This is a genomic window from Variovorax sp. KBS0712 (genome assembly GCF_006323185.2).
In the GTDB taxonomy this organism is placed as follows: Bacteria; Pseudomonadota; Gammaproteobacteria; order Burkholderiales; family Burkholderiaceae_C; genus Variovorax; species Variovorax boronicumulans.
Window position 1 is genome coordinate 1,522,321 of the sequence record NZ_VCCD02000002.1, and the last position, 16,585, is coordinate 1,538,905.

At 70.5% G+C, this 16,585-nt stretch carries 15 protein-coding genes; 9 read left to right on the plus strand and 6 right to left on the minus strand.

Features of this window, described 5'->3' with window-relative positions:
• The first annotated feature begins 34 nt into the window (after positions 1-34).
• The 3 genes from FFI97_RS24070 to FFI97_RS24080 are packed head-to-tail and all read left to right on the plus strand — an operon-like array spanning position 35 to position 4,493.
• Entirely contained in the window at positions 35-2,008 is a 1,974-nt protein-coding gene (locus FFI97_RS24070) for a site-specific recombinase (RefSeq protein ID WP_070063783.1), read from the plus strand.
• Positions 2,005-3,276 carry a cation:proton antiporter gene (locus FFI97_RS24075; protein ID WP_139702149.1) on the plus strand — a complete coding sequence of 424 codons (1,272 nt, stop codon included), beginning with the start codon at positions 2,005-2,007 and terminating at the stop codon, positions 3,274-3,276. The genes FFI97_RS24070 and FFI97_RS24075 overlap by 4 nt, the downstream gene beginning before the upstream one ends.
• Complete coding sequence (locus tag FFI97_RS24080) at positions 3,273-4,493, plus strand: YbdK family carboxylate-amine ligase (protein ID WP_139702150.1); 1,221 nt, start codon at positions 3,273-3,275, stop codon at positions 4,491-4,493. The genes FFI97_RS24075 and FFI97_RS24080 overlap by 4 nt, the downstream gene beginning before the upstream one ends.
• A 9-nt stretch (positions 4,494-4,502) precedes the next feature.
• Here FFI97_RS24080 and FFI97_RS24085 read toward each other — a convergent pair whose 3' ends face one another.
• Positions 4,503-5,492, minus strand: coding sequence for a GlxA family transcriptional regulator (locus FFI97_RS24085; RefSeq protein WP_139702151.1), 990 nt, complete (start codon positions 5,490-5,492; stop codon positions 4,503-4,505).
• A 105-nt stretch (positions 5,493-5,597) separates the two neighbouring features.
• Between FFI97_RS24085 and FFI97_RS24090 the strand changes: the two genes are divergently transcribed.
• Positions 5,598-6,227, plus strand: a complete 630-nt coding sequence (locus FFI97_RS24090) for an isochorismatase family protein (RefSeq protein WP_139702152.1) — start codon at positions 5,598-5,600, stop codon at positions 6,225-6,227.
• Positions 6,228-6,236: 9 nt separating this feature from the next.
• Here the strand turns inward: FFI97_RS24090 and FFI97_RS24095 are convergent, their stop codons facing one another.
• A complete protein-coding gene (locus FFI97_RS24095) occupies positions 6,237-7,022 on the minus strand; it encodes an SGNH/GDSL hydrolase family protein (RefSeq protein WP_139702153.1) in 786 nt (261 codons plus the stop codon).
• Between the two features lie 89 nt (positions 7,023-7,111).
• Complete coding sequence (locus FFI97_RS24100; protein WP_144004518.1) at positions 7,112-8,251, minus strand: helix-turn-helix transcriptional regulator; 1,140 nt, start codon at positions 8,249-8,251, stop codon at positions 7,112-7,114.
• Positions 8,252-8,387: 136 nt separating this feature from the next.
• On the opposite strand from FFI97_RS24100, the gene thiL reads away from it, so the two are divergent.
• A complete protein-coding gene (gene thiL / locus FFI97_RS24105; RefSeq protein WP_139702155.1) occupies positions 8,388-9,344 on the plus strand; it encodes a thiamine-phosphate kinase in 957 nt (318 codons plus the stop codon).
• Here thiL and FFI97_RS24110 read toward each other — a convergent pair whose 3' ends face one another.
• Both FFI97_RS24110 and FFI97_RS24115 read right to left on the minus strand, forming a co-directional pair.
• Complete coding sequence (locus FFI97_RS24110) at positions 9,345-10,070, minus strand: DUF3053 domain-containing protein (protein WP_139702156.1); 726 nt, start codon at positions 10,068-10,070, stop codon at positions 9,345-9,347.
• Between the two features lie 63 nt (positions 10,071-10,133).
• Entirely contained in the window at positions 10,134-11,033 is a 900-nt protein-coding gene (locus FFI97_RS24115) for a LysR family transcriptional regulator (RefSeq protein WP_095743373.1), read from the minus strand.
• Between the two features lie 99 nt (positions 11,034-11,132).
• On the opposite strand from FFI97_RS24115, the gene FFI97_RS24120 reads away from it, so the two are divergent.
• Together FFI97_RS24120 and FFI97_RS24125 are read left to right on the plus strand one after the other, a co-directional pair.
• A complete protein-coding gene (locus tag FFI97_RS24120; protein ID WP_139702157.1) occupies positions 11,133-12,149 on the plus strand; it encodes a Bug family tripartite tricarboxylate transporter substrate binding protein in 1,017 nt (338 codons plus the stop codon).
• 19 nt (positions 12,150-12,168) lie between these two features.
• A complete protein-coding gene (locus FFI97_RS24125; RefSeq protein ID WP_139702158.1) occupies positions 12,169-13,881 on the plus strand; it encodes an FAD-dependent oxidoreductase in 1,713 nt (570 codons plus the stop codon).
• Here the strand turns inward: FFI97_RS24125 and FFI97_RS24130 are convergent.
• Entirely contained in the window at positions 13,878-15,338 is a 1,461-nt protein-coding gene (locus FFI97_RS24130; protein WP_139702159.1) for an MFS transporter, read from the minus strand. The two genes, FFI97_RS24125 and FFI97_RS24130, sit on opposite strands and share 4 nt — an antisense overlap.
• 162 nt (positions 15,339-15,500) lie before the next feature.
• Between FFI97_RS24130 and FFI97_RS24135 the strand changes: the two genes are divergently transcribed.
• Complete coding sequence (locus FFI97_RS24135; RefSeq protein ID WP_260685134.1) at positions 15,501-16,058, plus strand: phosphatidylglycerophosphatase A; 558 nt, start codon at positions 15,501-15,503, stop codon at positions 16,056-16,058.
• Entirely contained in the window at positions 16,052-16,579 is a 528-nt protein-coding gene (locus FFI97_RS24140; RefSeq protein ID WP_095747412.1) for a CinA family protein, read from the plus strand. Before FFI97_RS24135 ends, FFI97_RS24140 begins: the two co-directional genes overlap by 7 nt.
• The last annotated feature ends 6 nt before the right edge of the window (positions 16,580-16,585 follow it).

Sequence of the window (16,585 nt, forward strand, 5' to 3'; positions counted from 1 at the left end):
GGTGTTCCCCGCACTGATCCGTTACGAATTCATCATGGCTGCTGCATCTCGCGACTTGCAGGGGCTGCTTGCCGGCCTCGACCCCACGGCCGATGTGGCGCAGCGCCACATCTGGCTCATCAACCTCTTCGACTGGCTGCGCGGCGACCGCGCCTCGCCGCAGGCCGCCATCGGCCGCGTGCAGTTGCTGCTCGACGCCGTCGAGGCACGGCCCGAGCTGTGCGAACGGCTGCGCGCCTGGTGGCGCGCCTTCACGCAGTCGGTCGACCTCACGGCGCTGCTGGCCGACTACGGCTTTGCGCCGCGCACCGCCTTCCTGAGCGAATTCGGCGAGCGCATGCGCCGCAAGATATTGCCCGGCACGCCCGAGACCACCGACGCCTCGGACCTGTTCCGGCTGGTGCTGCCGGGCGTGTTCGACGCTGGCTGGATCGCGCTGCTCGACGACACCCAGCTCGCGCGCATCGGCGCGCTGCTGGCCGACGCGGCGCCCATGCCCGACGGCTCGGCGCGCTGGCGCCACACGGTGATGGACGCCGTCACCTACTGCTGCAGCCAGGTGGTGGCGACGGGCTTTTCGCCCGAGCTGCGGCTGCGCATCAGCCCCGAAGCCGGCGAGGCGCGCCCTTTCCACGCCCTCATGGCCGACCTGGACGCGCTGCGCGAGCAGATGTTCGCCCTGCCGCGCGACGAAGAATCGCTGCAGGCCGCCTTCGTGGCCTTCCGCGACCGGCTCGACGCCTGCCGCTCCAGCGCCTCGTCGGTCTACACGCACCTGGAAGACAACGGCATCTCGGTCGGCCTGGTGTTCCGGCTGCGCCAGCTGCGCGAGCGCGTGCTGCGCATCCGCGAGCTGCTCGACTGCCTGATGTCGCCCGTGCCGGGGCCCAGCATGGCGCGGCTGGTCGGCAAGCTGGTGCTGGCGGGCGGCGAGCGCAACAGCATCCGCGCGCTGATCGCCTCCAACTCGTCGATGCTCGCGGCCAAGGTGACCGAGCGCAGCGCCGAGACGGGCGAGCACTACATCACCCGCGACCGCCGCAGCTACCTGCAGATGGTGAAGAAGGCCGCCGGCGGCGGCGCCTTCACGGCGCTGACGGTGCTGGCCAAGTTCGGCATCTACGCGCTGGCCCTGTCGGCCTTCTGGAGCGGGCTGGCCGCGGGCCTCATGTATGCGGCCAGCTTCGTGGCGATCCAGCTGCTGCACCTCACGCTGGCCACCAAGCAGCCGGCCATGACCGCGCCCGCGATGGCGGCGCGGCTGCGCGACATCAAGTCGGACGACGCCGTGGACCAGTTCGTCGACGAGGTGGCCAACCTCGTGCGCTCGCAGGTGGCGGCCGTGCTGGGCAACGTGCTGCTGGTGGTGCCGGCGGTGGGCTTGCTGGTGCTGGGCTGGCAGGCCGCGCTGGGTCGGCCGCTGCTGGACGCTGCGCATGCGGCCTCCACGCTGCATTCGCTGTCGCTGCTCGGACCGACCGTGCTTTTCGCGGCAATCACCGGCATCCTGCTGTTTTCGTCCAGCATCATCGCCGGATGGACAGAAAACGCCTTTGTCCTGCATCGCCTGGACTCCGCCATGCGTTACAACCCTCGCATCGGCGCCTTTCTGGGTGCCGCCCGGGCCCGTCGCTGGGCCGCCTTCATGCGCACACACATCTCAGGCTTCGCCTCCAACATCTCGCTGGGACTCATGCTCGGACTGCTGCCCGCGTTCGCGGGCTTCTTCGGGCTCGGGCTGGATGTGCGCCATGTCACGCTGTCGGCCGGCCAGATCGCGGCCGCGGCGGCATCCATGGGCCTGCCGGCATTGCACCAGCCGGCCCTGTGGTGGGCGGTTGCGGCGATCCCGGTGATCGGCGCGCTCAATGTGAGCGTGAGTTTCTACTTCGCTTTCCGTCTGGCGCTGCGCGCGCACAGCGTGAGCCTCGGTGACCGCGCCCGCATCCGCAGCGCGATCTGGGCCCGCTGGCGCAGCCGGCCGGTGAGCTTCTTCCTGCCCACATGAACCTGACCGCCTTCCTCGCTGAACTCCAGGGCTTCTGGGCCGAATGGGCGCGCCCCTCGGCCGGCCTGCCCACCGTGCTCTGGGCCCTTCTGGTGGCCGTCGCCGCCGCCTCCGGCCACCTGGTGCAGCGCTACCTGGGGATGCCGAAGGTCATCGGCTATTCGGTGGTGGGCGCGGTGGTGGGTTTTGCGGGCTTCGAGGGCGCGATCTGGCCGCTGCGCGGCATCAGCCTGTTCCTGCTGGAGCTGGGCGCGGCCGTGGTGCTGTTCGAGGCCGGCGGGCGGCTGCCGCTGCGCTGGTTCCGCCACAACCCGATGGTGCTGGTGCAGAGCCTGCTGGAGGCGGGGCTGACCTACTTCGGCGTGTACTGGATATTGATCCTGCTGGGCCTGCCCGAGCCGGTGGCCAACCCCATCGCGCTGATGGCGATCGTCGCCTCGCCGGCCGTGCTCAGCCGCGTGATCATGGACACCCGCGCCGCCGGCCCGGTGACCGAGCGCGCCATGACGTTGGCCACGCTCAACACCTTCTACGCCCTCACGCTGGGCTACGCGCAGGCCGGCCTGATCGAGCGCGCGCCGCAGTCGCTGATGCTCAAGCTCTACCCGGTCGCGGTGGTGCTGGGCATGTCGTTCGTGGTCGGCGCGATCATGGCGCTGGCGCTGCGCTCGGCGCTGCGCGTGATGAGCCCGAACAGCGAGAACACCTCGATCCTGCTGCTGGCGATCATCGCGGCGGGCGCGGCGCTCACGGCCCACATCGGCGGCTCGGCGCCGCTGGCGGCGCTGATCGGCGGCGTGCTGCTCAAGACGCTCAACCCCAAGCCCTGGGCCTGGCAGCGCCAGCTCGGCACCGCCTCGTCGCTGCTGACCATGCTGATGTTCGTGCTGGTGTCGATGGTGGCGGCCCAGGCCGACTGGACCCTGCCCGTGGCCAGCGTGGTGCTGGCCGTGATCGGCGTGCGCCTGGTCACCAAGATCTCGGGCGTGGCCATTGCCAACCCGGGCAGCGGCGCCAGCTGGAAGCAGGCCTTCTGGGTCGGCTGCGCGATGACGCCGCTGTCGTCCATCGCCCTGCTGATCGCCTCCAATTTCGCCTCGGCCTCGCCGCTTCTGGGCACCATGATCACGCAGGTCGCCCTGCCCTCGATCCTGCTGATGGAAGTGATGGGCGCCGTGCTCGCCACCGTGGCGATCCACGCCGTGGGCGAGAGTTCGGTCCCCTGGACGCCACAGGCCTTCAGCACCACGGAAGACACGCAGCGATGAGCAGCAACAGCAACCCCACCTCCGTCCTCCCGATCGATCCGGACAGCGACGACGTGCGCTCCGCGCCGTTGCCCGCCGATCCGGCCAGCCGCGCCGTCAAGCTCGAGCCCTTCAACAAGTCGGAGGCGCTGTCGCTGGGCGTGGAGCTCGAGCTGCAGCTCGTGAACACGCACGACTACGACCTCGCGCCGTACGCCGAGGACATGCTGCGCCTGATGGCCCAGACGCCGCTGCCCGGCAGCGTGGTGCCCGAGATGACCTCGAGCATGATCGAGATCTCGACCGACATCTGCCATTCGGCGCAGGACGTGATCACGCAGCTGTCGCCGATCCGCGAGGCGCTGATCAAGAACGCCGACAAGCTCAACATCGCCGTGGTCGGCGGCGGCACGCATGCGTTCCAGCAGTGGCACGAGCGACGCATCTACGACAAGCCGCGCTTTCGCGAGCTGTCGGAGCTGTACGGCTACCTGAGCAAGCAGTTCACCATCTTCGGCCAGCACGTGCACATCGGCTGCCCCGACGCCGATTCGGCGCTGCTCATGCTGCACCGCATGTCGCGCTACATCCCGCACTTCATCGCGCTGTCGGCCTCGTCGCCGTTCGTGCAGGGGCAGGACACGCAGTTCGACTCGGCACGCCTGAACTCGGTGTTCGCGTTCCCGCTCTCGGGCCGCGCACCCTTCACCACGAGCTGGAAGGAATTCGAGGCCTACTTCGAGCGCATGACCCGCACCGGCGTCGTGCGCAGCATGAAGGACTTCTATTGGGACATCCGCCCCAAGCCCGAGTTCGGCACCATCGAGATCCGCGTGTTCGACACGCCGCTCACCATCGAGCGCGCCGCCGCGCTCGCGGGCTACGTTCAGTCGCTGGCCGCATGGTTCCTGCAGGAGCAGCCCTTCGAGCCGTGCGAGGACGACTACCTCGTCTACACCTACAACCGCTTCCAGGCCTGCCGCTTCGGCCTGGACGCCGTGTACGTCGACCCGGCCACCGGCCAGCACATGCCGCTGCGCGACCACATCCTGATGACCATGACCCAGCTCGAATGGCACAGCGAGGCGCTCAACGCCACGCAGGCACTGGGCGAGCTGCGCACCAGCGTCGAGGCCAACCGCAACGACGCACGCTGGCTGCGAGAGAAGCAGGGCAAGGAGCGGCTGCTGGCGGAAGTGGTGCGCCAGGCTTCGCTGCGCTTTCGCGGCGCGGCCTGAGTTCGCAGCTCAGGCCGCCACCGCCTCCTGCGAGAACTGCCGGCGGTACACCGTCGGCGACACCTTGAACGCGGTGGCGAAGTGCTTGCGCAGCAGCACCGCCGAGCCGAAGCCCGCATCGGCCGCCACGCGCTCCACCGACCGGTCGGTCGTTTCGAGCAGCCGCTGCGCCAGCGCCAGGCGCTGGTTCTGCAGCCACTGGCCGACCGTCGTGCCCGTCGATTCGCGAAAGCGCCGCGTGAAGGTGCGCCGGCTCATGAGCGCGCGCTTGGCCAGGTCATCGAGTTCGTGCGGCACCTGCAGATGCCGCCCCAGCCATTCGAGCAGCGGCGTGAGCCGGTCGCGCTCGGCCGCCGCCGGCACAGGCTGCTGGATGTACTGCGCCTGACCGCCCTGCCGGTGCGGCGCGACGACCATGCGCCGCGCGGCGCGGTTCGCGGTGTCGGCGCCGTAGCGCACGCGCAGCAGATGCAGGCAGCAGTCGATGCCGGCGGCCGTGCCCGCCGAGGTGAGCACGTCGCCGTCGTCCACGTACAGCACCTCGGGCTGCAGCACGACCTGCGGGTACTGTTTGGCAAAGGCCGCGGCCAGGTGCCAGTGCGTGGTCGCGGGCCGCCCGTCAAGCAGGCCGGCCTCGGCCAGCACGAAGGCGCCCAGGCACAGCCCGACCACGGTCGCGCCGCGGCGGTGCGCCGCCTGCAGCGCACGGATCAACGCGGGCGGCGCGGGCCGGCCGTCGTCGCGCCAGGACGGCACCACCACGATCTGCGCGCGGCGGATCGCCTCCAGGCCGTGCGGCACCACGAGCGTGAAGCCCGCGTTGGTGGCCAGCGGCCCGGGCTCGGGCGCGCAGACCTGCACCCGAAAACGCGGCGCGCCGGTGTCGGTGCGGTCTTCGCCGAACACCATGCAGGGCACGGAAAGGTGGAAGGGGCTGATGCCATCGAAGGCGACCACGGCAATGGTCTCGGCGATGGTTTTGGCGGCAGATGAGTGCATGGCCCGATCTTATCGATGAATGGCTTTCGGGCCACTGTCGCAAAACCCGTGGTGCGCGAAGAATCGAGCCATTCCAGACACACACAACCACCGAAGGAGATACCCATGAGCCAAACCGCACCGCGCCGCGCCCTCGTCGTCATCGACGTGCAGAACGAATACTTCGAAGGCGGCGGCCTGCCGATCGAATACCCGCCGGTCGAGAGCTCGCTGCCGAAGATCGCGCAGGCCATGGACGCGGCCCGCGCGGCCGGCGTGCCGGTGGTGGTGGTGCAGCACCACGCCCCAAAGGGCGCACCGGTCTTCCAGGCCGACAACTTCTACGGCCAGCTGCACCCCGAGATCGCCAAACGCCCGCGCGACCACCTGGTCACCAAGGCCTTCCCGAGCGTCTTCACCGGCACCGACTTCGCCGACTGGCTCGCGCGCCACGAGATCGACACGCTGAGCGTGACCGGCTACATGACGCAGAACTGCGACGCGTCCACCGTGTTCGAAGCCATGCACCGCGGGCTGAACGTGGAGTTCCTGTCGGACGCCACCGGCGCGCTGCCTTACGAGAATGCGGCCGGCCGCGTGAGCGCCGAGGAAATCCACCGCGTCTTCAGCGTCGTGTTCCACAGCAACTTCGCCGCCGTGGCGACGACCGACGCGTGGATTGCTGCGCTGAAGAGCGGCGCGGCGATCGAGAAGGACAACGTGGTCATGTCCAACCGCCGCGCGCGCGGCGTCTGAACTTCTCGCTCAGGCCAGGTTCAACGGCTGCAGCAGCGGCTTCCAGCGCTGCACGGCGATCTTCTCGAAGCCGCGGCCGTTGGGGTGCAGCTCGTTGGCCCAGTCGGTCGGGCCCAGCGTGCCCCGGCTGTCCACAACGTGCAGGTGCTGCGGGTCGCCCGCGGCGATGTTCTGCAGCATGCCGTGGAAGCCGTCGATCAGGTGGTCGACGCAGGGCTTGAACAGCTCGGGCGCCACGCCCGCGTCGACCAGCGCCGGACGCAGCCAGCCTTCGCGCCCGAACAGCGCCTTGCCCGTGGGCGGGGCGTAGTCGTAGCTGTGCATGACGATGTGGCAGTCGACGCTCGTTCGGGTGTAGATGAGGCCGATGAGCGCACGGTACTGCTCGTCCATGTCGACAAGGAACTGGTCGAAGCCGCCCTTGCCGTTGCGAAAGCACTGCGCAGCCTGGGTCTCGCCCGTGCAATCGGACTTGAGCAGCGGGCGCAGGTCGTTGAAGCCCGCGAAGTCGTTGCCGCCGCCGCTGATGAACACCGCCGACAGCGTCGGCCCGTACAGGCGCAGCGACTCGCGCACGGCGTTGCGGTACTTGCCTTCGACGTAATCCTGGGCTTCCGCGCCGTTCATGCCCTTGGCCAGGATCACGTGGCCGCGCGCGCCGACCACGTCGCCCAGGAAGTTCAGCAGGCTGCCGCCCGGCAGCGGGTACCAGAACCACGAATCGCCGAAGGCGAGGATGGTCGCGGTGCCGTGCGGGCCCATCTGCATCTTGGTCTCGTCCCAGTAGACAGCCATGGCGAACTCCTCGTTGTCGTTGTATCGGGCGCCATGGTTCTCGCAACCGCCGCGCGGCGCCATCCCCCGTTCGCAGTAGAACCTGCTGCTCAGTCCCGCAGCGACTGCACCAGCAGCACCAGTTCCGCCTGCCGGTGGCAGTCGGTCTTGCGCATCACGTTGCGCAGGTGGCTGCGCGCCGTGTGTTCGGAGCAGTGCTGCGCGGCGGCGAAGTCCTTCACGGTCTTGCCGCTCGCCAGGAGCAGCGCGAGCCGCGCTTCGGTCGGGCTCAGGCCGAGCAGGCTTTCCAGCTGCCGCGGCTCCACGGGCGCCGCCTCGGCCGGATGGGCGAAGACCACGAGCGCGCGGTGGCGCTGGCGCAGCACGGCCAGCGGGTGCGAAGGTTTGAGCGGCAGCACCGTGATGCGGACCACGCTGCCGGCCACGGGCAGGTGCAGCACGCCGGCCCGCGCGCCGCCGGCCGGGGCGCAGGCCTCGCGCACCCGCTGCTCGAAGGCCGACTGCAGCGCGGACGACGCGAGCCGCAATCGCCCCTGCGCGCTGTCGAACAGGCCGCCGCGGCCCGCGCACGCCGCCGCGCGCGCGTTCAGGTGGTCGATGCGGCAGGCCTCGTCGACCACGGCGATGCCCTGCGGCAGCGCGTCGAGCGCCGACAGCCCGGTCGCCGCGTGCTCGCCCAGCTGCGCCATGCGGGCGCGCAGCTCGCTGGCGCGCACCAGGTGCGGCGACAGGCGCCGGCAGAAGGCCTCGCTCTCAGGACCGTAAGGCGCCTCGGCCCGGGGGCGGATGAAGCCGAGCACTTCGCGCGTGTCGTCGTCGGCGCGCAGCCCCATGGCGAGCGTATGGCGCAGGCCGAGCGGCGCGAGCCAGTCGACATAGATCGGGCTGTGCGAGAGCGTGCGCGCGCCGAAGTAGGCGTGGTCGGCCACCGGCGTGCCCAGCGGGGCGTTCACCGGCATCTGCATGCGGATGTCGTCGCGCGCCAGGTGCTGCTCGTACTCGCGCACCTTGTCGGGCGGGCTCTCCAGGTTGGCGAGCCCCGCGCCCACCACCGAGCAGTCGGCGCGGCGCACCGTGAGCGTGTGGAAGCAGGCGGCGCCGAGCACCTCGCGCATGGCATCGAGCGCGTCGTACCAGTCGCCGGGACAGGTGATCCCGTCGTACAGCAAGGCAACGATCCGGTCGGTGTCTGCGTCGGCGGACACGCCTCCCTGCACGATGGCTGTCATGGCGGCCTCCTCCTGTTTGGACTTTCGGTGTATCCGCTTGCATGACGGTATTACAAAATGCTTCCAGTGTCAGCCCCCATTTCCCGCGGGCGCCGCGGCGGGCGGCCCCGCGCCAGGTCGTTATGCTCTCGCACCCATGGGTGAATTCGACCTGATCACACGCTATTTCAAACGTCCCGCCACGCGCTCGCCGCTGGGCGTGGGCGACGACTGCGCCTTGCTCGCGCCGGCCGCGGGCATGCAGCTCGCCGTGTCCTCCGACATGCTGGTGGAGGGGCGGCACTTTCTCTCGACCGTGGAGCCGGCCCGGCTGGGCCACAAGGCGCTGGCCGTGAACCTCAGCGACCTGGCCGCCTGCGGCGCGAAGCCGCTGGCCTTCACGCTGGCGCTGGCGCTGCCCGGCGTGGACGAGCTCTGGCTCGAAGGTTTTTCGCGTGGCCTGTTCGCGCTGGCCGACGCCCACGGCTGCGAGCTGGTGGGCGGCGACACCACGCGCGGCCCGCTCAACATCTGCATCACCGTGTTCGGCGAGGTGCCGGCCGGCGCCGCGCTGCTGCGCTCGGGCGCGCGCGCGGGCGACGACCTGTGGGTGAGCGGCTCGCTCGGCGATGCGCGGCTGGCGCTCGAGGTGTTCCGCGGCACGCTGAGCCTGCCCGCCGAGGCCTTCGCGCAGGCCCGCGCGCGCATGGAACAGCCCACGCCGCGCGTGGCGCTGGGCCAGGCGCTGCGCGGCATCGCCACCTCGGCGGTGGACGTGAGCGACGGCCTGATCGGCGACCTGGGCCACATCCTCGCGGCCAGCGGCGTGGGCGCCACGCTCGATGCCGACGCCACTACCGCGCTGATCGCGGTCGACACCGCCGGCCTGCCCACCGAGGCGCTGCGCACCTGCGCGCTCTCGGGCGGCGACGACTACGAGCTGGTGTTCACTGCGCCGGCCTCGGCCCGCGATGCAGTCCTGCAGGCCGGCGTGAACAGCGCCACGCGCGTGACGCGCATCGGCCGCATCGAGGCGGACGCGGGGCTGCGCATCGTCGATGCGAGCGGCGCGCCGGTGTCACAGCGCTTCGGCTCCTTCGACCACTTCGTCTGATCAAGAGCCGCGCATCACCGCGCGCATCTTGTCCTGCGCGGTGTTGATCGCCGCCGACTGCTTGCCCATTTGCTGCGCCATCTTGTTGAGTTCGTCCCCCACGGCCGGGTCGGTCACGGTGAGCGTGCCGCCGGAAACCCGAAGCTTCGACTTGTTCTTCTCCATGAAATCGGCGATGGCCAACGCACTGTCGATCACGGCGTCGACCGGAGGGAACACCTCCTTGAACGTGGTGGCGGGCGTGGTCACGGTCTTCTCGTAGGCCTTGGCATAGACCTGCTTCAGGTCGTCGGGCTGCTTGAGTTGCGCGCGTGCCGCATCGGCCTTGGCCAACTGCTGATCGAGCGCGGTGCGAAGGCCGCCCAGGCCCTCCTTGGCGGCCTTGAGATCGTCACGGCGTGCCGGCAGATCGACGAACGAGCGCAGCGCGCCCTTGTTCATGACCTGCGTCATCGGCTGGCTCACCGACTTGTTCATGCCTTCGTTGAAATCGGTGATCACCGCGTAGTGCTGCGCGTAGTCGCCGAATGAGGCTTTTTCTTCGGCGGTGGGCGTGGGCACGCGCAAGCCGGGCTTGTCGAGCACGCGGGTCTGCAGGTAGGCGATGAAGGCGCTGCGCTGCTCGGCCTCCTTGTTGCCGCAGGCCACGAGCAGCATCGACAGCATCAGGCCGAATGCCAGGACCAGCCATGCGGAAGAGAAACGGGACCGTGTGGTTGTGGTCATGGGGCACCTGCTTTCGCGCAAAGAAAAAAGACCGGCCAGCATACGACCGGCCCGCGCCCACGGCTACTGCAGGCTCTGCTTCAACGCCTCGATGAACGCCCGCGCCGCCGCCGACAGCGAATGGCCGCGCTTGGTGACGATGGAGATGTCGCGCACCACGCGCGGGGCGCTGAGCACCTTCACCACGAGCACCGGGTTCTTCTCGGCGCGCGCGAAGGCCGACGGCATGATCGACGCGCCCATGCCGGCCGCGGTCATCCACAGCGCGGTGGACAGGAAGGACACCTCGTTCACCACGTCGAGCGTCACGCCGGCCTCCGCCGCCGTGCCGTCGATCAGCGGGCGCACGCCGTAGCCGGGGCGCACGGTGATGACCGGGTGGCGCCCCAGGTCCGACCAGCGCACCACGCGCGCCTTGGCCAGCGGGTGGTCGGTGCGGCACACCACGGCGAGGTGATCGCGCATGAGGCGCTGCACCTCGACCTCGGGGCCGGGCCGCTCGGGCGTGCCGATGCCGAAGTCGACGTGCTCGCCGAGGATGCGCGACAGGAACTGGTCGGGCGCGCAGTCGTTCACCAGCACGCGAACTTTCGGGTGCTGCTCGCCGAAGGCGCGCAGCGCATCGGGCAATAAAAACCCGGCCAGCGTGGGCGTGATGGCCAGCGTCACGCGCCCCCGTTCCAGCGTGGCGAGTTCGCGGAAATCGGCCGAGAGCGAATCGACGTCGCGCAGCACGCGCTCGACGGTGGAAATCATCTGTTCGGCTGCGGCCGTGGGCTTGAGCGCGCGCGTGGTGCGGTCGAACAGGCGCGTGCCCAGGCCCTCTTCGAGCTGGCGGATCAGCATGCTCACGGCCGACTGCGTGACGAACAGCCGCGTGGCCGCGGCGCCCAGCTTGCGCAGCTGGTAGACCGCGAGGAACGCACGCAGCTGGCGGATCGTAGGACTGAAGTTCGTATTCATCAGAAAATTTGAAAAATCATTCGGAATTTCTTGATTTACGAATGAATGCTGCCATCGTTCAATCTCCGATCAAAGCACCGAATTCAAGGAGAGGCCCGAATGACAGCACCCATCGCCCGCGGCATGCACGCATTTCGTGGGCGACGCAGGCAACTGCTGTGGACCGTGGCCGGCGCGCTGGTGGCCGGCACCGCCCTGGCACAAGCCCCGGCGGGCGATTTCCCCACCAAGCCGATCCGCATGGTCGTGACCTTCCCGCCCGGCGGCAGCGCCGACGGCGTAGTGCGCATGCTGGTGCCGCGCCTGAACGAGAAGCTGGGCCAGCAGGTGGTGGTCGACAACCGCCCCGGCGCGGGCGGCAACGTGGGGCTGACGCTGGTGGCCAAGGCGCCGGGCGACGGCTACACGCTGGGCGTGGGCGCGGCGGGCGCGCTGGCGGCCAACGTGAGCCTGTACCCGCAGATGCCCTTCGATCCGCAGAAAGACCTCAAGCCCGTAGGCATGCTGGCGGCCATTCCCTTCGTGCTGGTGGGCCACCCGTCGGTGGCCGCGAAGACGCAGCGCGAACTCATCGCGCTGGCCAAGGCGAAGCCGGGCGCGCTGTCGATCGGCCACGGCGGCAACGGCACGGCCATGCACCTGTCGGCGGCGCTGTTCAACCAGATGGCGGGCACGCGGCTGGTCGAGGTGCCCTACCGCGGCTCGGGCCCGGCGGCGCTCGACGTGCTCGGCGGGCAGATTCCGCTGGCGGTGGTCGACCTGCCGTCGTCGCTGCAGCAGATCCGCGCCGGCAAGCTGATCGCCTTTGCCGTGACCAGCCCGCAGCGCCTGCCGATGCTGCCCGAGGTGCCGACGGTGGCCGAGGCCGGCCTGCCGGGCTACGACTCGACCGGCTGGTTCGGCGTGGTCGCGCCGGCCGGCACGCCGGCGCCGGTGGTGGCGCGGCTCAATGCCGAGCTCAACGCGGCGCTCGGCGACGAGCAGGTGAAGACCGCGATGCGCGCGCTCGGCGTGGAGCCGGCGCCGGGCTCGGTCGAATCCTTCGACAGCTACATCCGCGCCGAGACGAAGAAGTGGGCCCAGGTGATCCAGGACGCCCACATCAAGCTCGATTGAACGACAAGCCGATAGAGACATGACGAAGACCGCCGACACCTCGATGCAAGCCGACGTGCTGATCGTCGGCGCCGGCCCCGTTGGCCTCACGCTGGCGATGGACCTGGCCTCGCGCGGCGTCTCGGTGATCCTGTGCGAGACGCGCCGCTTCGCCGAGCCACCGAACGTGAAGTGCAACCACGTGGCCTCGCGCACCATGGAGCAGTTCCGCCGCCTGGGCGTGGCGCAGCAGCTGCGCGATGCCGGGCTGCCGGCCGACCACCCGAACGACGTGGTGTTTCGCACCACGGTGACGGGCACCGAGCTCACGCGCATTCCCATTCCGTGCCGGCGCGACCGCTACACCGAGACCGAAGGCCCCGACGCATGGTGGCCCACGCCGGAGCCGCCGCACCGCATCAACCAGATCTACCTCGAGCCGATTCTGCTGAAGCACACGGCCGCATTGCCGGGCGTGACGCTGCTCAACCGCACACGCTTCGAGCGCTTCACGCAGGATGCCGACGGCGTGAGCGCCGTTGCCACCGACATGGACAGCGGCGCCACGCGCAGCATCCGCTGCCGCTACATGGTCGGCTGCGACGGCGGCAGCTCGCCGGTGCGCAAGCAGATCGGCGCCAAGCTCGAAGGCACGGCCGTCATCCAGCGCGTGCAGTCGACCTTCATCCGCGCACCGCAGCTGCGCGACATGATTCCGGGCAAGCCCGCGTGGTCGTACTACGCGATGAACCCGCGCCGCTGCGGCACGATGTTCGCCATCGACGGCCACGAGACCTGGCTGGTGCACAACCACCTGAACGCAGAAGAGCCCGAGTTCGACTCGGTCGACCGCGACACCTCGATCCGCGAGATTTTGGGCGTGGGGCCCGACTTCCACTACGACATCATCAGTAAGGAAGACTGGATCGGCCGGCGCCTCGTGGCCACGCGCTTTCGCGACGGCCGCGTGTTCCTCGCGGGCGACGCCGCGCACCTGTGGGTGCCCTACGCGGGCTACGGCATGAACGCCGGCATCGCCGACGCGCTCAACCTCTCGTGGCTGCTGGGTGCCTGCGTGCAGGGCTGGGGCGACGAGGCCATCCTCGACGCCTACGAGGCCGAGCGGCTGCCGATCACCGAGCAGGTGTCGCAGTTCGCGATGGACCATGCGCAGAAGATGATCCGCGCGCGCCGCGCCGTGCCGCCCGACATCGAGGCGCCCGGCCCGGCGGGCGACGCGCAGCGCGCCGAGATCGGCCGCGAGGCCTATGCACTCAACGTGCAGCAGTTCTGCTGCGGCGGGCTCAACTTCGGCTACTTCTACACCGGCTCGCCGATCATCGTGCCCGACGGCGAGCACCGCGCGCCGCCGTACTCGATGGGCGAGTTCACGCCCTCCACCGTGCCCGGCTGCCGCGCGCCGCACTTCTGGCTGGCCGACGGGCGCTCGCTGTACGACGCCTTCGGCCCGGGCTACACGCTGCTGCGCTTCGACCGCAGCGTGGACGTGCGGCCGCTGGAGCGCGCCGCAGCTGCCTACCGCATGCCGCTCACGGTGCTCGACATCGAGACCGCGAGCCTGCCCAAGGCCTATGCGCACCGCCTCGTGATGTGCCGCGCCGACCAGCACATCGCGTGGCGCGGCGCGCACCTGCCGGCCGATGTGTATGACCTCGTCGCCACCTTGCGGGGCGAAACGCGCCGCGAACGTGGACGCCGGCGCGCGCTGGCCTGGGAAGGCGTGCTCGCCTAGCGCCGCGCCACCGCGCGCCACGCCAGCCACGCGGCGATGGCAGGCGCCAGCGCGAAGACGGCGAACAACCAGATTGCGGCCGATCGCGCGCCGTCCACACCGCCGGGCACCGTGAGCCCCGCCGCATTCGCCACCAGCCCGGCCACGGCCGCGCCGACGGCCATGCCGTACAGCTGCACGGTCGTGATCGAGGCGGAGGCCAGCCCCTCTTCGCCGCGCGGCGCCAGCGCCATCACGCGCGTCAGCAGGTGCGGCCAGCCGATGCCCACGCCGAAGCCGACCGCGGCCAGCGCCACAGCCACGAGCGAGGTCTCGACGTGGGCCTCGAGCGCCCCCGGCGTCGGCAGCAGCCACGCAAGCGCCAGCAGGCCTGCGGTGCAGACCACCGGCCCGGCGCGCAGCATGCGGTCGGCGCCCGCGCCATTGCGGCCCGACGAGGTCAGCGAGCCGATGCTCCAGCCGCCCGCCATCGCCGCCGTGAGGTAGCCCGCCATGAGCGGCGAGTGGCCGTGCAGCAGCTGCAGGAAGTAGGGCACGAAGATCTCGGTGGTGGTGCCGATCAGCAGCAGCGCCACGCTCGCGTAGATCGCGCCCAGCGGCGTGCCGAGCGCGTAGGCGCCGGTCGGCAGCAGGCGCACCGCGCCGGCGCGTCGGTCGATACGGGTGGCGGCGAAGCCGATGGCCAGTCCCAACGCCACGCCCACCGCCTGCCCCGCGAGGCCGGGCCAGAAACCGCTGGCCGCGATCACCAGCACCGACAGCGCCAGCAGCGCGATCTGCGGCGCCGGCACGCGCGGCATCTGCGCCGGCCGGTCATGCCGGATGCCGGCCGCGGGCCGCAACTGCACCGCCACCAGCAGCGCCTGCGCCGCCGCCACCGGCAGCAGCGCCCAGAAGGCCCAGCGCCAGTGGCCGGCCTGCGCGAACAGCCCGCCCACGGCCGGCCCGCACAGCGTGGCCACGCCCCACATGCCCGACACCAGCGCCACCGCGCGCGGCCACAGCCGGGGTTCGAACACGCGCTGGATCAGCCCGTAGCTCAACGCCGCCAGCAACCCGCCGCCCAGGCCCTGCACCGTGCGCCCCGTGAGCAGCCACGGCATGGCCGGCGCCAGCGCGCAGCCCACCGAGCCGGCGGTGAACACGGCCAGCGCCGTGAGGCAGGCGCCGCGCGGCCCGCGCGCGGCCAAGAGCCGCACCGAGAGCGTGGCACCGAGGATCGAGCCGACCACGAACAAGGTCGTGCTCCAGGCGTACCAGTCGAGCCCGCCGATCTCGCGCACCACCGAGGGCAGCACGGTGGTCACGATGTGGACGTTGACCGCGTGCAGCGCGACGCCACCGGTCAGCGCCAGCGCGCGCCAGCCGTTGCGCCCGCTGAACAGCTCGCGCCAAGCGGCGGTGGGCGGCGGCGCGCCAACGGCGGCGGCATCGAGAGAAGAGGAGGAGGACGACATGAGAACGAAGGAGAACGCCAAAGGAGCCTGGATACTAGGCGGCGCCCCTTAATTAAACAAGCCATTGCTTTGATAAATAGAAACTTCGGCGCGCAGCCGTCGCACAGGATGCGCGACACTTCGAAACCGATGCACGCCGTTTCTTCTTCCCCTTCTTCCTCGATGGATTCCTCTTCCGCCTCCACCGGCGCCCTGCCCCGTCCCCCGATGCGTCGCCCCACCCTGCGTTTCCTGCTCTCGCACCCCGCGCACTTCATTGCGCTGGGCTTCGGCTCGGGGCTGTCGCCCTTCGCGCCGGGCACCGTGGGCACGCTGTGGGCCTGGGCCGCGTTCGTGGTGATGCAACTGTGGTTCACGCCCGCGACCATCGGCTGGATCATTCTGGCCGGCCTGCCGATCGGCTGGTGGGCCTGCACGGTCGCTGCGCGCAACATGAACGTGTCCGACCCCGGCGCCATCGTGTGGGACGAGGTCGTCGCCTTCTGGCTCGTGCTCTGGCTGGTGACGCCGGCCGGCCTGTGGGCGCAGGTCGTGGCCTTTGCGCTGTTCCGTTACTTCGACGCCGCCAAGCCCGGCCCGGTGGGCTGGGCCGACGCCGCCTTCAAGCCGCACGACCCCGCGCGGGTGCAGTGGTGGCGCGCCGGCTTCGGCATTCTTCTGGACGACCTCGTGGCGGCCTTCTGCACGCTGCTGGTCATTGCGCTGTGGCGCGCATGGTGAACCCGATGGAACCTTCTGCTTCCCCCGCCTTGGCCGAACAGGACGTCCCCGCGCTCGTCGCGACGCTGGCCGAGAGGCTGCAGGCCCGGGGCTGGATGATGGCCACCGCCGAAAGCTGCACCGGCGGCCTGATCGCCGGCGCCTGCACCGACCTCGCGGGCTCCAGCGTGTGGTTCGAGCGCGGCTTCGTCACCTACTCGAACGCCGCCAAGACCGAGATGCTCGGCGTGGACGCCGCGCTCATCGAGGCCCACGGCGCCGTCAGCGAGCCCGTGGCGCGCGCGATGGCCGAAGGCGCCATTGCCCGCGGCGCACCGGCGCGCGCTGCCGTGGCCGTGACCGGCGTGGCCGGCCCCGCGGGCGGCTCGCCCGACAAGCCGGTGGGCACCGTGTGGTTCGGCTGGTCGGTCGACGGGCAGGTGCGCACCGAGCGCCGCCGCTTCGATGGCGACCGCGCCACGGTGCGCGCGGCGACGGTGCACTACGCGCTGCAGACGCTGGTCCAGCTGCTGGCGCGCTGATCGCAC

Coding starts and splice junctions, on each gene's coding strand:
- FFI97_RS24070 (WP_070063783.1), top strand. CDS start 35: ATGGCTGCTGCATCTCGCGACTTGCAGGGGCTGCTTGCCGGCCTCGAC.
- FFI97_RS24075 (WP_139702149.1), top strand. CDS start 2,005: ATGAACCTGACCGCCTTCCTCGCTGAACTCCAGGGCTTCTGGGCCGAA.
- FFI97_RS24080 (WP_139702150.1), top strand. CDS start 3,273: ATGAGCAGCAACAGCAACCCCACCTCCGTCCTCCCGATCGATCCGGAC.
- FFI97_RS24085 (WP_139702151.1), bottom strand. CDS start 5,492: ATGCACTCATCTGCCGCCAAAACCATCGCCGAGACCATTGCCGTGGTC.
- FFI97_RS24090 (WP_139702152.1), top strand. CDS start 5,598: ATGAGCCAAACCGCACCGCGCCGCGCCCTCGTCGTCATCGACGTGCAG.
- FFI97_RS24095 (WP_139702153.1), bottom strand. CDS start 7,022: ATGGCTGTCTACTGGGACGAGACCAAGATGCAGATGGGCCCGCACGGC.
- FFI97_RS24100 (WP_144004518.1), bottom strand. CDS start 8,251: ATGACAGCCATCGTGCAGGGAGGCGTGTCCGCCGACGCAGACACCGAC.
- thiL (WP_139702155.1), top strand. CDS start 8,388: ATGGGTGAATTCGACCTGATCACACGCTATTTCAAACGTCCCGCCACG.
- FFI97_RS24110 (WP_139702156.1), bottom strand. CDS start 10,070: ATGACCACAACCACACGGTCCCGTTTCTCTTCCGCATGGCTGGTCCTG.
- FFI97_RS24115 (WP_095743373.1), bottom strand. CDS start 11,033: ATGAATACGAACTTCAGTCCTACGATCCGCCAGCTGCGTGCGTTCCTC.
- FFI97_RS24120 (WP_139702157.1), top strand. CDS start 11,133: ATGACAGCACCCATCGCCCGCGGCATGCACGCATTTCGTGGGCGACGC.
- FFI97_RS24125 (WP_139702158.1), top strand. CDS start 12,169: ATGACGAAGACCGCCGACACCTCGATGCAAGCCGACGTGCTGATCGTC.
- FFI97_RS24130 (WP_139702159.1), bottom strand. CDS start 15,338: ATGTCGTCCTCCTCCTCTTCTCTCGATGCCGCCGCCGTTGGCGCGCCG.
- FFI97_RS24135 (WP_260685134.1), top strand. CDS start 15,501: ATGGATTCCTCTTCCGCCTCCACCGGCGCCCTGCCCCGTCCCCCGATG.
- FFI97_RS24140 (WP_095747412.1), top strand. CDS start 16,052: ATGGTGAACCCGATGGAACCTTCTGCTTCCCCCGCCTTGGCCGAACAG.